This window comes from Rossellomorea sp. LJF3, assembly GCF_037046045.1.
In the GTDB taxonomy this organism is placed as follows: Bacteria; Bacillota; Bacilli; order Bacillales; family Bacillaceae_B; genus Rossellomorea.
Genome location: NZ_JBANLY010000018.1, coordinates 55,028 through 69,835 on the forward strand (window position 1 = coordinate 55,028; position 14,808 = coordinate 69,835).

The 14,808-nt window shown below is 40.5% G+C and carries 14 protein-coding genes and 1 pseudogene; 2 read left to right on the top strand and 13 right to left on the bottom strand.

The genetic code is table 11. The annotated features are described in order from the left end of the window. Positions 1 to 5: 5 nt before the first annotated feature. From V8G47_RS15980 to V8G47_RS16035, 13 genes and pseudogenes are all read right to left on the bottom strand, one after another. A complete protein-coding gene (locus V8G47_RS15980) occupies positions 6 to 1,277 on the bottom strand; it encodes an MBL fold metallo-hydrolase (RefSeq protein WP_336200993.1) in 1,272 nt (423 codons plus the stop codon). A gap of 1,359 nt (positions 1,278 to 2,636) precedes the next feature. Beyond that, on the bottom strand, positions 2,637 to 3,611 hold the full coding sequence (locus tag V8G47_RS15985) for a DUF3307 domain-containing protein (protein ID WP_336200994.1): 975 nt from the start codon (positions 3,609 to 3,611) through the stop codon (positions 2,637 to 2,639). Between the two features lie 6 nt (positions 3,612 to 3,617). Further along, positions 3,618 to 4,319: a hypothetical protein gene (locus V8G47_RS15990; RefSeq protein WP_336200995.1), complete on the bottom strand. Its 702-nt coding sequence runs from the start codon at positions 4,317 to 4,319 to the stop codon at positions 3,618 to 3,620. Between the two features lie 529 nt (positions 4,320 to 4,848). Continuing rightward, positions 4,849 to 4,959, bottom strand: a pseudogene (locus V8G47_RS20835) (hypothetical protein); the annotation flags it as partial. 209 nt (positions 4,960 to 5,168) lie between these two features. Then, entirely contained in the window at positions 5,169 to 6,023 is an 855-nt protein-coding gene (locus tag V8G47_RS15995; RefSeq protein ID WP_336200996.1) for a malate synthase, read from the bottom strand. 566 nt (positions 6,024 to 6,589) lie between these two features. Further along, positions 6,590 to 6,979, bottom strand: coding sequence for a hypothetical protein (locus V8G47_RS16000; RefSeq protein WP_336200997.1), 390 nt, complete (start codon positions 6,977 to 6,979; stop codon positions 6,590 to 6,592). A gap of 247 nt (positions 6,980 to 7,226) precedes the next feature. Next, positions 7,227 to 8,165: a ribose ABC transporter substrate-binding protein RbsB gene (gene rbsB / locus V8G47_RS16005; protein WP_336200998.1), complete on the bottom strand. Its 939-nt coding sequence runs from the start codon at positions 8,163 to 8,165 to the stop codon at positions 7,227 to 7,229. A 10-nt stretch (positions 8,166 to 8,175) separates the two neighbouring features. After that, positions 8,176 to 9,129 carry a ribose ABC transporter permease RbsC gene (gene rbsC / locus V8G47_RS16010; protein WP_159362499.1) on the bottom strand — a complete coding sequence of 318 codons (954 nt, stop codon included), beginning with the start codon at positions 9,127 to 9,129 and terminating at the stop codon, positions 8,176 to 8,178. Beyond that, complete coding sequence (locus tag V8G47_RS16015; protein WP_336200999.1) at positions 9,122 to 10,612, bottom strand: sugar ABC transporter ATP-binding protein; 1,491 nt, start codon at positions 10,610 to 10,612, stop codon at positions 9,122 to 9,124. Before V8G47_RS16015 ends, rbsC begins: the two co-directional genes overlap by 8 nt. An 18-nt stretch (positions 10,613 to 10,630) precedes the next feature. Beyond that, positions 10,631 to 11,017, bottom strand: a complete 387-nt coding sequence (gene rbsD / locus V8G47_RS16020) for a D-ribose pyranase (protein WP_336201000.1) — start codon at positions 11,015 to 11,017, stop codon at positions 10,631 to 10,633. Next, positions 11,014 to 11,904 (bottom strand): ribokinase, encoded by an 891-nt coding sequence (gene rbsK / locus V8G47_RS16025; RefSeq protein ID WP_336201001.1) that lies wholly within the window; start codon positions 11,902 to 11,904, stop codon positions 11,014 to 11,016. The genes rbsD and rbsK overlap by 4 nt, the downstream gene beginning before the upstream one ends. Before the next feature lie 6 nt (positions 11,905 to 11,910). After that, positions 11,911 to 12,891 (bottom strand): LacI family DNA-binding transcriptional regulator, encoded by a 981-nt coding sequence (locus V8G47_RS16030; protein ID WP_336201002.1) that lies wholly within the window; start codon positions 12,889 to 12,891, stop codon positions 11,911 to 11,913. A 129-nt stretch (positions 12,892 to 13,020) separates the two neighbouring features. Then, a complete protein-coding gene (locus V8G47_RS16035) occupies positions 13,021 to 13,272 on the bottom strand; it encodes a hypothetical protein (RefSeq protein WP_336201003.1) in 252 nt (83 codons plus the stop codon). 435 nt (positions 13,273 to 13,707) lie between these two features. On the opposite strand from V8G47_RS16035, the gene V8G47_RS16040 reads away from it, so the two are divergent. Further along, entirely contained in the window at positions 13,708 to 13,857 is a 150-nt protein-coding gene (locus V8G47_RS16040; RefSeq protein ID WP_336201004.1) for a hypothetical protein, read from the top strand. A gap of 492 nt (positions 13,858 to 14,349) precedes the next feature. Beyond that, positions 14,350 to 14,793, top strand: coding sequence for a hypothetical protein (locus V8G47_RS16045; protein ID WP_336201005.1), 444 nt, complete (start codon positions 14,350 to 14,352; stop codon positions 14,791 to 14,793). Positions 14,794 to 14,808 lie beyond the last annotated feature (15 nt).

Sequence of the window (14,808 nt, forward strand, 5' to 3'; positions counted from 1 at the left end):
TATTTTCAGATAATAATATTAGTAAAGGTTCCAATAGCGGATTGACTAAACTCATTTTTATAATATATATCATAATTGTATTTATCTTTCATGGTTTGGTTTGATAAAAAATCAAATAAATGAATCGGTTTGAAGTTAAAGATTAATTCTTTCTTGAATTCTGTCTTAGACAATAATATCCTTGAAATAGTCTCCAAGTCAGGGTGACTAAAGCCTGTTCCCTTCCCATTAGTTGATATAATATAACGGGATGATTCTATTAACTGTAACAACGTAGGACTTGTATTATGTTTACTTCCATGATGAGAGATTTTAACTGCGTCAAAAAGAAGTCTCTCCCTTTTTGTCTCTTTTAAAATCATTTCTATATTTTTTTCAATAATATCCGTATGAGAATCTCCTAAAAAAAGAATTCTTTTGTCCTGAAACTCTAATATAAATGATATCGAACTCCCATTTATAGCAGTATTATCCGGTTCAAACCTTTGTTCAGCTGCTTCTTCAACATTGATTTTTCTCCCAGAAACTTTATTAATCCTTCTTGATTTCTTATTGCCGCCCCTAAGGTTTGCATTATATACTTCAAAAGCATCATCCATTATACTGTTACTGTACACTTGATCTTTAAAACCTAACTCGACTAATTTTTGCTTCCATTCATAGTCAAGTCTTTTTAACTTTTCCATATCTGGTGATAATAGTGTAATTTTCACTTCTCTATTTATTGAGATTGGCTTTTCACTAAATTCATTGCTAATCATTACTGCTTTGTGGTTAAAATTTTTATTCCATATTTCTTCATAACCTTTTTCATACAACAAACTTGCTAGTGTAGAGCCTTGCTTGTATCCTATTTCAGATGTCTCTCTTACACCTCTTTCTCTTCCATATCCTTTTTTGATTATTTGATTTAATTTTTCTTCTATTTCTTCATCTGATTGATTTACATTTTGAATTTTCTTATCAAACTGAAGATGTCTATAACTATTATGCCAAATTTCATTAACTTGAATAATTTCTGGAGAAGTCACTGAACCATTTTCTTCGATAAATTGTAGACCTCCCTGAATGTGATCTCTATCAATATGGGTAAAAACTAGTAAATGCAAATCTTCTCCCTGCTCATTTATTCTTTTAAGCTCATTCTTTATATGGTCTTTATAAGTAGACTTAAATCCCATATCTATTAAAATATTTGTAGTTGTTTCATCGAAACATCGCACTAAAAAACTGTCACCATATGATGCCGGAAACATTTTTATTTCAATTTTAGTCAATCTCTTCTCACCTTTTTCATATTCTTATCCCAAGTAATTCCTTTTATTAGTAATTTTATCACAATGCTGAGTCATTTATTTACTGTCATTAAAACATGTTGGTTTTTCTGCATAAAACGTTAGAGGGGTAATCTATAATTATTAACAAACCTTCATGGTTTACAAAGCACTCTAATGTTAAATCAGTTATTCTTTTTTCCAGGCTCCACTCCCAGAGTCGGTTCAGGCCGAGGTCCCAAGCGCCAGCGAAAACAGTAGAAAAGGGAGTGGTAGGTATGAAAGAAATGTTTACGAGTCTTAAAGGGTTACAGGTAGTGCTTCAGGTAATAACTTTAGTTGTAAATATTGCTGTCTTCAGTAACTCCATCGCTGGGGAGCCTGGAAAAGTGAATAACTTCAAATCATAGCCAATTACACCTTTTTTGCTAAGCACTCAGATTTAAATAAGACGATCACTATTAAATGATCGTCCAAGATATTTTTATTTAACTGTGGAGTTGGAGCAAGCAAAAAATCCTGTTATAACAACATGTCTTGTTCAACATACCCCCCGTTACTTATAAGAAGGTAGATTATTTAATATATCCGAATTTATCAGATGCAAGAATAATCCGACCATCTGCCGTCAGGTTTCTGCAAGAGAACGACTCACAAATCAAAATTACACTTCTTCCACTGTGGCCTTGCTCGAATTGTTCCTTCTTTACTTATTAGCGTAGTACTTGTTATATACTCTCATTTCACAATCATCGTTATCTATGCATAACCAAAGTTTTATCTTTTTTTCGTTACCGTCACCTTCGTCAGTAGTTACCGTTTTATACTCAATCTCTTCCTCGTTTGTGTTCCCGCACTCATAACATTCTCTAGCCATTTAATTCATCCTCCTATTCTTTTACTTTATGCTCCGTTAGTTTAAGATCAACATTTCACAAACTCACTAATCTTCATATAACAATAATATCAAAAAATTACGAAATACTGTTATGATTTTCCATAATGTTATTGTGCAGTATGAGTCTTCTGTGTAATAAAGCAGTTACATCCAATTACTCCTGGTGATAATATAATACTTATAATCAATGTTAAATTATTATACTCAATAATATATATGCTTTTATATATACTACCTAGTATATAATTCCGCTTTACTACTAAAATGTTATTTATGTAATTCGTAATTGTGTTTATTTGGATGTTTTGCATCTAACCTGTCCAAAAACATATCCCAGGATTTTTCTTTAAGTTTACTTACTAATACATGTGAGTTTTTCAATCTTTTGCTAAATTCTAAAAATACTAGTTATCGTGAAATAGGTTCAATATTCACGGGCAGTCCCTCACCAACGTATATTATATTTAGAATAACCTATTCATTAAAAATCCTAAGCATAACCCTAAAATAATACTTAATAATGTACCTACTAAGTAATACTCAGCGAAATTCTTATCTTCAAATTGTTTAAATCTTGAAAGTGTTTTCATAGCCCCTAGTAATATAAGACCTTGGTATACATTCAGAATAATAAATATGACTACTAAAAGTCTTTCTATTATTCCAATATAAGTCCCTCTAGAGTTTTTGCTTGGTTCCGAATATTTTTGGTATTGATATTTTATTGTATATTCATCTTTAAATGAATACGATTCATCTATAATCAGATCAACTTTATTCGCATTTAAATAATCCTTTAGAATATTAATGTTTTCAGTATGTTCACTAGCTTCAATGCCAGCAGCCACTTCTTGTTGAGGTTTCACTTCCCTAAAATCTTCCATGATGTTACTTATTAGGTATGCACTAGTAAATGTCACTAAGACTAATACTATAAAAATAGAAATAATTCTAACATCACTATCCATAGTTAGGGTATTTGAAAAAAGAAAAATTTTAAATTGACTATGAATATAATTAAGAGTCAAATTTGTATTGTTAATATATAAAAGAAGATAAATACTTATTATATGTAGTGACTGATCTAGCAAAAAATATGTGGTTCTCTTTTCAAATAAATAATATATAAGAAATTTATCTTTGGCATTTTTATTATTTATTTTCTGTATCCATTTATCTTCTTTTTTAACTTTAAAATAATCAATAACATAATGGATAACTGCTATTAATATGGAAGATATGAAGTTTTCCCATGACACTTCTCCGAAAATTAGGAGGGAAAGGTTTGTTATAATTAAATGATGCAGGACATGAATGAATAAACCCTTGCTATATATTGAATTGGTAAAAACCTTTTTATTTTCATTAACATACTTTGTTTGTGTTATAAAATCTCCAATCAAATGAGATAGGATAAAAATCAAAAGAATTTTAATCATGTATTACTACTCCTTATAAACCTGTAAATTTTTTAAAAAGCTCACTAACTCTAGTTCGGCCCCATTCACTAGGTGGTATTCGGCACGCATCAGCATTTTACTCACATTTGTACTTGGATTCTTGTCGTAACCAAGTTGTATCCCCACTTCTTCTAAATTTAATTCAGGATTTTCTTCTATTTTCTCTATTATTTCTGTTTGCTTTGGTGTCCTTTTGCTTATTTTTTCGAAAATAAAGTTAATCATATAGTTTAAAATCATATAGTTTTTATACTCATCATCTGCTTTAATAAAATACTTGAACGATGACTTATCATTTCGAAAATGTTTTATATTCTTGTCATCTTTTTTTAATAATTTTAAAGCATCAGAGGAATTCCAAACTGCATTTCCATTTACATCATGCGGACTTTCAGAATTCTCATTTCCAATACTACCTATTCCTACGCCAACGTATAGAGGTATCTCTTTTTTAGAAGATAGCCTATATAGATCTTTTAACGCCCAGTATGCATCTCCAAATTCAGTTAGAATACCGAAAATTTCATCCCCAAATCGCTTTGAAAACTTTGTAACAGAGCTTTTATCGTATTTTACTTTTAAAATATTTACTATTTCTTGTAAATCGCTTTCCTTCCTGTTAATTCTAGAATCAATTACATCCGCAGTTATACATATGCAATTAACAGTGTGATTGCTAATTCCCAAGTGCCTTTCCTCCTTAATAATCCTTTAATTTTATCATGTAACCAATTATACCGGATTATCCAGTACTTTTCTATTTATACCGGATAATCCGGTACTTTGACAAATATACCGGATTATCCGGTATATAATCATATATACTGGATAATCCAGTATATTGCAAAATTTATTAGTTATTAATTGAACTAAAATAACCTTTTTGTAAAAAGTAATAGCTTCTGTACAATGTGTCCTATAATCGATGTTATGAGAACATTAATTTATTTTAATCTATAACAAACTTCGACAATTTTTGTAAAAATCCTCCATTTCATTAGTATCTCAATAAATAAATCTCTGATTGGTTAACCACCTTTCCGCTGATCAAGCTTTCCTTTGCTCACATTAATAAACAAGTATCAGGCATCGCTTTTCCAATCCTCCACCTGCCTTTTCCTAAAGAATGGGGTCAGACCTCCGGCACATTAATGCTTCACCGTGACGAGGCTCTGACCTCTAGCAAAACGGGGGATGCCCCCAGCTCATTAACGCTTCACTGTACCGAGGGTCTGACCCCAATATCACCATTTTCCATTCCGTTCTCAGGTAAATCAGAACCTTTCCATCCCTGTAACTTCCTTTGGGTATTCAATACAGTTTCACCGTGTCTTGCAACAAAACTAGGATAGTCGTTTCATACTCACCCCACATAAAATGAGGTCTGAGGAAAAAAGAGAGACCAAGGAACAAGTAAGGTGTCCAAAAACCACTAAAAGGGACAAGGCGGCCGCCTTGTCCCTTTTTAACACTATTCTCAGTGAACCTAACACTCTCTCTCACCTTATATGTGCCAGTTCACCCGCTTGTTCTTATCTAAGCACGCAATAATGCTCCATTTGGCTCTTTTAACTCCTGCTCTACTATTTGATTCATCTTAGAGAAGTGGTCCAGAAATTGTTGTGCCAGCTCTTGTTCCTCCGTGTCACTTTTCAATGAAACGATGTCGCGCAAAATCTGAGCCATCCAGGAATTGTCAAAATATCGGTACTTGCCTGTATTCCATGTCGTTTGCTGAGGGGATTTTTCATTGACATAGTACTTCCAAAAAGGCATCTGCTTCGATTCCTCGTCTGTCAGTTGGAGTCTGTAATGGGAATGGGCAGGAATATTTCCATCTTCACAAAGTTTACCGATGAAATGATCCTTCACCATATAGACTCCTAAGATGCGTCTGTCTTTTTCAGGCATGCCGGGATCGACTGCTGTCAGCAGGACCGCACTGTTTTGGTGTAAGCGACTGGGCTTGTTTGGCTTACCCTTATTCGTACCACTTTTTATTTCACCAGAGGAAACCGTCCAATCTGAAAAGGAGCTACTCTGTTCTTCTGTATCGCACCTGTAAACCATCTGCGATTCGGGATGAAGTTTATGATTTTTCATACTTTTTTCATGACCCACTCGAAGCTCCTGGTTTCTTCTTTGCCGTGCCTTTTCCTCTTCTTTCTGCATTTCTTCCTCTTTGAGTTCCATTTCCTGCTTGTGTAAAATTTTTTCGAGTGAATTGGCAGCACTTTTATCATGCAGTTTCAAGTGCTGTCCAAATACATCCGGGTAAACAAATTTTTTATTTTCCGAGGCGAAATGGATTTCAACTACCGTATCATTATGATTAACGATACTTCCAATACCAAACCGCTCATGTGTAACTTTCTTATTGATTAAATTCAATATATTAGTCCTCCTTGTATAAACACTCGGGTACTATTGCCTAAAAAGCTCACAAAAACTGTTTGAATTTCCCTTCGGTTAAATAGGATATTTAACAAAACGTTCAATGTATAAAATCACCAGATAATAATCTTACCATTTTTTTGATAAAAATACAACTTTCGTGTTGACAAACTATTTTATTGCGAGGTAAAATGAAATTTTGTTTAAATCTTGATGATTGGTACAAGAGTGCTTTTTGGTTTTTCTCCGGTTAAATGAGGACGGATCCAACTTGATTTTTTGCATTAATCTGGAAAATCGCACTTTCAAACTAATGATAAATATATATAGACCTGAACTCTCCTCTTTACCTAGTAGAAAATACTCTCTTCCAAGTGTTCGAACCAGAGCTCCTCCGTATCAACTACTCAAACATCATGATTACATCCATCCTGATAACCAAATGTCCAATTAGCGCCTCCACCCTATCTATATCCTTAGCGTCGCTATGTTGTTGGTGTTCTCTAATATCTATTCTTTCTCTAAGATCTTAAGTCTGTTTGCAGGTTATTTCCGCACCCGATTCACATGCTTTTCGCCGCACGAAGCCATTCCGGAATCAGCTTTATTATCAAGCTGGTCAATCCCAGAATCATTACATCTCTTTTAACAGAAATCCTCATCCAATAGAAATAATCCGCACAAACGAAACCATTCATCGGCTTAAACTTAAACACATCTTCATACTCATACTTCTTCGACTCCAGCCTCTTACAAAAAGGCCTCATTCTCACTTTAAAAAACAGGTCCTCTCGAATCTTCCCAATGGACCGAATATACGGCCTTTCACCGAGCACCACACACCCTAACTGAACTCCGCCCTCATACATGGCATTCAACAGAATCAACAGATACAGGTGATAAAATGTATCCAAATCCAACATCCAATGATTTAATTTTCTCCATCTACTCATTTGATTCACTCCTGATTCAATCTGTATTCAACTTTTATATAGAGAGATGGGCTGGGAAAGGATACCCTAAGGTGAATATTCTTAATTTATGTTGTTATTAAAGCTGATGAAGGTAAATACCTTTGGATGAGAAAATGAAGAGCAGGTTTGTTATCTTAAAGATGAATTTCGTTTCTCCACTACTATTACCAATAAAAGAAAAAAACCTCATCCGTACAAATGCACGAATGAGGTTTACCACCACAATTTATTCTGAAGAGTCTTCTATGTTCTCCTCCGTCACCAACTTCAACGGCACCGGAATCTTCTTCTCTACCTTCTTCCCTGCCAACACATCAGCCCCAGCCTGAACGGCCAACGAACCAATTTTCTCAGGCTGCTGAGCCACAGTTGCAGACAGATTACCATTCTGAATGCTAGTCATCGCATCTTCATTTCCATCAAATCCAACGACTAGAACGTCACGACCCGAGCTCTGAATCGCTTGCAGTGCTCCCAATGCCATTTCATCATTATGAGCGAATACAGCTTTGATATCTGGATTCCCCTGGATCAGGTTCTCCATCGTATTCAATCCTTCGGTACGATCAAAGTTTGCCGTCTGCTTGGCCACGACATCAAGCTTTTCATCCGCGATGTTGTGGAAGCCGGCTCCACGCTCACGTGTGGCGGATGCTCCTGGGACACCTTCCAGTTCTGCCACCTTGGCTCCTTCACCAAGCTGTTCGACGAGGTATTCTCCTGCCATTTCTCCGCCTTTTTCGTTATCGGAGCTGACGAGTGTGGCAACGTCTCCTTTTTCCGCTGAGCGGTCAAGTGTGACGACGGGAATGCCTAGGCTGTTGGCGGATTGAACGGCGGTGGAGATGGCCGCTGAGTCCGTCGGGTTGATGAGTAAGACGTTGACTCCTTGCTGGATGAGGTCTTCTACGTCATTGATTTGCTTAGCGGCATCGTTCTGGGCATCGACGACGACAACTTCCATGCCTTGTTTCTTCGCTTCATCCTCTACTCCGTTTTTCATGGAGACGAAGAATGGGTTATTTAGGGTTGAAACAGAAAGCCCGATTTTGATGTCTTCGGGGTTCGAGCTTTTACTTGGCTTCGCCCATTCCGGCGGCTGCAGGGAGCAGGCACCGAGGAATAGGAGTGATAGACTGATTAATAGTAACCATGCTTTTTTCATAGTATCCCTCCTATGCTGCTTTCTTTCGGTCGATGAGAACGGCGATGATGATGACGACACCCTTTACGACCATTTGGAAGAAGGATGAGACGCCGAGCAGGTTCAGACCGTTGTTTAATGTTCCGATGATGAGTGCACCGATCAGTGTTCCGACGATCAATCCGCGTCCGCCTGACAGGCTTGTCCCGCCTAGGACGACGGCGGCGATGGCATCGAGTTCATAGGATGTACCCGCTGTCGGCTGGGCTGAATTCAGGCGTGACGTGAGGATTGCTCCTGCGAGTGCTGCCAGTAACCCGGCCAGGGAGTAGATCATTACTTTGATGCGTGGTACTTTGATCCCTGAAATCAGGGCTGCTTTTTCATTCCCACCGATGGCATATGTTTTTCTGCCGAACGGAGTTTTATGCAGGATCACCCACAGGATGGCGAACGTCAGGATCATTGTGACGGCAGGAACCGGGATTCCAAGGAAGTATCCTCTTCCGAATAGTTGGAAGGCATAGCTGTCGCCGAGTCCTGTGATTGGGTTTCCATCTGTGTACACGAGGGTCAACCCGCGGAACATCGTCATCGTTGCAAGTGTGGCGATGAATGGTGCCATTTTTCCTTTAGTGATCAGTAGGCCGTTGACCATTCCCATCAGAGCTCCGAGGATACAGCCAATCAGGATTGCAAGGATCGGGTCGATTCCCGATACCATCATCCCGGCCATGAGGGCACTGGATAAGGCGAGGATCGAGCCGACGGATAAATCAATTCCTCCGGTTAAAATGACGAAGGTCATCCCGTAGGCAATCAGGGCATTGATTGCGACCTGTCGTAATAGATTCAATAAGTTCAAGGGTTCTAGAAAACTAGGGTTGATGATGGATACGGTCGCAATCAGCACAAACAGTCCGAGAAGTGGACCGAGCTTTTGCATCAGATTGCCGACGTGATTCGTTTTGAGTGCGTTATTCATGTGCGTGACCTCCTGTCGCCAATGTCATGATTTTTTCCTGGGTAGCGTCTTCTTTAGATAGCTCTCCTGCGATGGTCCCTTCATGGACGACGAGGATGCGGTCGCTCATTCCGAGTACTTCCGGCAGCTCGGATGAGACCATCACGATCGCGACGCCCCGGTCGGTGAGCTCGTTCATCAGTTGATAGATTTCTCGTTTTGCCCCGACATCGACTCCTCTCGTCGGTTCGTCGAGAATGAGCACTTTCGGACCGATTCCGATCCATTTGGCGATGACCACCTTCTGCTGGTTCCCGCCGGACAGGTTTTTTGCGTGGGTCCGGGCTGATTCGGTCTTGATCGTCAGCCGTTTGATGAGCATTTCCACAAAGTCCTGTTCGCTTTTATCATTGATCAAGCCTTTCTTCGTGAAGCTGTAGAGACTTGGAAGGGCGATATTATCCTTTAGGGAAAAGTCGAGAACTAGCCCTTCATCCTTCCGATCCTCGGTGATGAATCCAAGACCGAGCTTCACTGCCTGATCGGGTGTTTTGATGGTGACTGGTTTCCCGTTCACGAGGATCTCGCCTTCATAACGTCCGTCGAGTCCGAAGATGGTGCGCATGATTTCCGTTCGTCCTGCCCCCATCAATCCTGAGACGCCGACGATTTCTCCAGAGCGGACTTCGAAGCTTACTTTTTCAAACAGTCCCTTTTTCGTCAGGTTCCTTACTTCAAGCATCGTCTCACCTGGTTTTGGTTGGCGTTTTGGAAAGCGGTCCGTCAGTTCACGTCCGACCATTTTCTTCACGACCTCATCGAAGTTCGTCTCGGGGATCGGCGTCGTATCCACCGTGCGTCCGTCCCGCATGACCGTGATGGTGTCACAAATCGTGAAGATCTCTTCCATCCGGTGGGAGATGTACACAATCGACACGCCGGCTTTCTTTAGGGAACGGATGACGGTGAAGAGCGTTTCGATTTCCCTGTCCGTCAATGCCGCCGTTGGCTCGTCCATGATGATGACTTTTGCATCCGTCATGAGTGCTTTGGCGATTTCGATCATCTGCTGCTGTCCGACCGAGCACTGTCCGGCTTCTTTTGTGAGAGGGATGGAAATGTTCAGTTTCTTAAACTGCTCATTCGCAACCGCTTTCATTTTTCTTGTGTTAATGAGACCGAATTGTGTAACCGGTTCCTTATTGATGAAAAGATTCTCAAAGACGGTCATCTCCGGCCACACATTCAATTCCTGATGGATGAAGGCCACGCCAAATTCCTCGGCCTGCTTCGGATTATCAAACGTCATGTCCTTCCCGTCGATGGTGATCGTTCCCTGATCCTTCTTGTGAAGACCGGTCAGGATGTTCATCAGGGTCGACTTACCGGCGCCGTTTTCCCCCATCAGGGCATGGACTTCGCCGTCCCCGATCTCAATGTCGACGCCTTCAAGGACCTTGTTCGTCCCAAATGCTTTATGGATATTCTTCATGCTGATCTGCATGCTACTACCCCCTTTGTTTTAAAAAATGACTCCCGCGTGCAGGATACAATTCGCGTACGGTGTGACTTCCCCCGTGCGGATGACGGCCTTCGCTTTATGGGTTTCTTTCTTGAAGTCTTCATGGGATATATACTGGATCCCATCGAACCATGAGGTCATTTGCTCGTGTACCCCTGGATTCGTTTCAATTTCTTCTGCAAGCGACACGGTTTCGACGACCATTTCTTCCTTTAACAGTTGGACCACGTCAAGGAAGGATGGATCTCCCGGTTTCAATGCCAGGTCGATTTTTACGACGTCTGACGGAATCGGGAGACCGGCATCGGCCACGACGATCGTATCCGTGTGGCCGAGGTCGGCTAGTATTTTTGCTATATGACTGTTCAAGATGCCATGTCGTTTCATTCTGCCAGCTTCCTTTCCACTTCGTCTCTTGTCGGCATTCCGCCCTGTGCCCCGAATCCTGTCACAGAAAGGGATGCGGCACGGTTTGCGAACCGGAGGCTTTCTTCCATTGTTTGTCCTTCAGCAACGGCTGTTCCGAATGCGGCATTAAACGTATCGCCGGCCCCTGTCGTATCCACCACTTCGACTTCGAAGGAAGGAACCATGATTTCCTTTGTTCCATCATGGTAGAGGACTCCGGCTGCTCCTTCTGTGATAATGACTTTGTCAGGATATTGTTTCAGTGCTTCTGATGGTTTCATTCCATTAAAGAGTACATCTGCTTCATGTTCATTCGGTGTCAGGTAGCTCGCGCCAACGATGACATTCTGTGAAATCTTTCGTGCCGGTGCCGGGTTTAATAGCAGTGGTACTTCAATCTTGTTGCACAGGTCTGCCACGTACTCAACCGTTTCCTCCGGGATTTCCTGCTGAATCATGATGAGATCGCATGTTTTGAGAAAATCGGCTGTTTTCTCCACGTACTCTGGTGTCACAAGATCATTGGCCCCTTTTACGACGACAATGCTGTTGTCCCCTTCAGCGAGGATGATATGGGCGGTTCCTGATTTCTGACCTGTAACCGGTTCCACATACTCGGTATGAACACCGTTGTTCTTAAAGTTTTCTAAAATCTCTTGGCCGTATGGATCATCGCCTACGCATCCAATCATATAGACGTCTGCCCCAAGCCTTGCTGCTGCAACGGCCTGGTTGGCTCCTTTTCCTCCGGGTACCGTGTCAAAGCTGTCGCCGAGTACCGTTTCCCCTGCACCGGGGCGCTTCGCTGATGTTACCACCAGATCCATGGATGAACTGCCGATCACGGCAATTTTCGCTTTTTTCATCTTCCTTCATCCCTTTCGTGTTGTGTTTCGCTGTATGAGTTCAACCGGGAGCTGAACCGTTGTATCGATGTCTTTTTCTTTTTTTATCAGTTTAATCAGAAGTGCCGCGGCCTGCCTGCCCATTTCGTAAGCGGGCTGCCTGATCGTGGAGAGCGCCGGATAGGAAAGGCTGCTCTGAGGGATGTCATCGTAGCCGATGATCTGTACGTCTTCAGGAATCTTTTTCCCGAGCCTCAAGGCCTCATGGAGAATGGCGATCCCGACGATATCATTGCTTGCGATGACCCCGTCCGTATCAGGATAGGTGGCGAACAGTTCCTCTGCCCAGCCTTTTGCGTCTTCAAAGGAGAACGAGGTCGTGGACATCACCGTGAAATCGACGTCCGTCCCGCTTAAGTACTCGACGGCACCACGAAATCGGTCTTGAGCCGGCTTGACGTGGGCCGGACCCTTCATGACGGTGATCCGCTTCGCCCCTTTTTCAACCAGGGTCTTTGCCGCCAGGCGCCCACCTTTTCGGCCGTCCGCATAAACAGCCGGATAGTTCTCCGTGGTCCGGTCAAGGAGGACGAGTGGGAGATTCAATTCACTATACAGCTGATCATGCTCCACATGATTGGTCGCTGAAATCATGCCGACGACATTGTTCTGAACGAATGTCTGGATATAATCCAGCTCCTTCTGGATGTTCTCGTCGCTGTTACCGAGTAGGAGCCTGAACCCGGCCTCACTCACTTCATCCTCGACCCCTCTCGCCAGCTGCGGGAAGTACGGGTTCGTGATATCCGGAAGCAGCAGTCCGATCAGTCTCGACTCCCGTTTATAGAGGGAGCGTGCCACCTCGTTCGGGCTGTAATTCAGTTTCTCGATTGCCCCCATCACTTTCTTCCTCGTCTCGGCTCCTACATAGCCGTTATCATTCAGCACCCGGGAGACCGTCGCCACCGACACCCCCGCTTCACTCGCCACATCCTTGATTGTTGCCACGTGCGTCACTTCCTGTTCGTTTGGTTGGTTAGTGTGTAACCGGTTACACATAAGGTAACACATTTTTGTAATCGTTTGCAATAGTTTAGCTAAAAAATAAAAGACCCTTTGTAAGGTCCTTAAAATAAATCATCTATTGGGTTTCCTTAAGATGTTTTTCACAGATGTTATGACCCACCATAAAACTATTGTCACTAAGGCACTTTCACAAGCACTTATGCCAAGTACAAACAAAAGTCTACCGAAATCTTCAAGTTCAGTTAAACCATAAAGTGGAAGCTCCCAATTGTTAAAGATATTATGATAGCCAATTAAAACAAATATTACAGGAAACAAAGACCAATAGACCTTATTAATACTTTTAGGTAAATGTAGTTCCATATCATTAACCCCCCTCAAATAATTTTACCATAAAAATCCAATCTTTAAAGTATCAGGAGAAATGGTGTCGTTGTTATATCCACTTACCATAAGAGGATATGCCAATACGATATTTGATAAACAAATCCCTCCATGTTCCGCTGTCACGATTGTTCAAGTAACAGTCTAAACCTCTATTGGAAAAGGATAATTTTAGATTCAACTCTAATATGTCCAAAGAAATCCCAAGGCTTATTACATTATGTGGTAAAATACACTTATTGATTTTGAAAATTCAATTCTTTAATTTATAGGTTAGAATCTTCACCTTTAAGGTCGTAATTAAAGTGATCATTCGGAAGATATTACGTCTTTATAAAAGGGGGATCTTTTAAAATGCCAGTTATACTGACAAGTATTTATTCGGCGGTACTAATTTTCATTACTGTTTTTTCGATGGTTAAAGTATTAAGTATCGCTTATAAACGAAAGGAAATTTCGGCTTTGAAGTTTTCCATTTTATCTGTTTCATGTATTGGGGGAGGTATGTTCATCGCTGCTATTTTGCCATTTGGTTATCAAAAAATAGTTGAAATGATCATTTAATTCATTACTTGGGAGCTAGAAAATGAAAAATAAAAAACAAAATAGAAAAGAATTTTTTAAAGATACCCTACTAGAGTTTATATCTGAAGTGGTTTTCAACATCTTATTGTTTATACCAAAAATGATACGGAACATTTGGTGAAAAAAGAAAGTAGCTAATAAGTGAAAACCAGCTAAATGCCGGCAGTACCCTCTTCAATGGTTATGCAGGTTAACGGTGTAAGAAACTAAATTTAAGGGGAGAGAAATATTGGCGAAGGATACAGTAGAACTGATTAAGGTTGGAAGTTTAGTAGTTATTGCCATTAGTATGGCTGTTATCGCTTGGCGAATGGGCGATGTAGTGAACTACCTATATGATATTGCTAGGAAGTAAAGCTCCTTTCTTTAAAGGGTTTTGTTAAAAAACCAGCCTCCCTTTGTTCAATTGAAGGGTAGGTTAACGGAAAACTTAATTCTTTTGGTTTTCGTCCAATTCAAAAGGGGGGCGTTATGATCAAGTATTGCTTGTATATAATAATGGTTGCCTTACTTCTTGTCGGATGTTTTGATGATTCAAGGGATTCAATCGTTTTTGAGAGGCTAGAAGTATCACAGGTTGAAGCTGTTCCAGAGTTCACTCTACTAAGCAGAGATGAGATGGACAATACAACAATGCGATACACTGAGGTCCAGATAGGAGAAGTGGGTGAAGAAGCTGCTAGACTGCATGTTGCTGATAGTTTTTCTGGGTTAAATGACCACTTCTCTTCTGGGGTGGTAGACGTTATAGACAAAAAGGGTAATAAGTATCGTGCCATTTATATAGGGGAGTATTATGAAGAAAATTTCGGTGCAGAAAACGAGTATGAAAAAGAAGTTTTAGAGTTGTATCGTTCAAGGAAAAAGGCAAAAAAAGATGATATGCCGTACATCGATTTTAAAAAAATTGATTAGAATTTATGTTCTTCC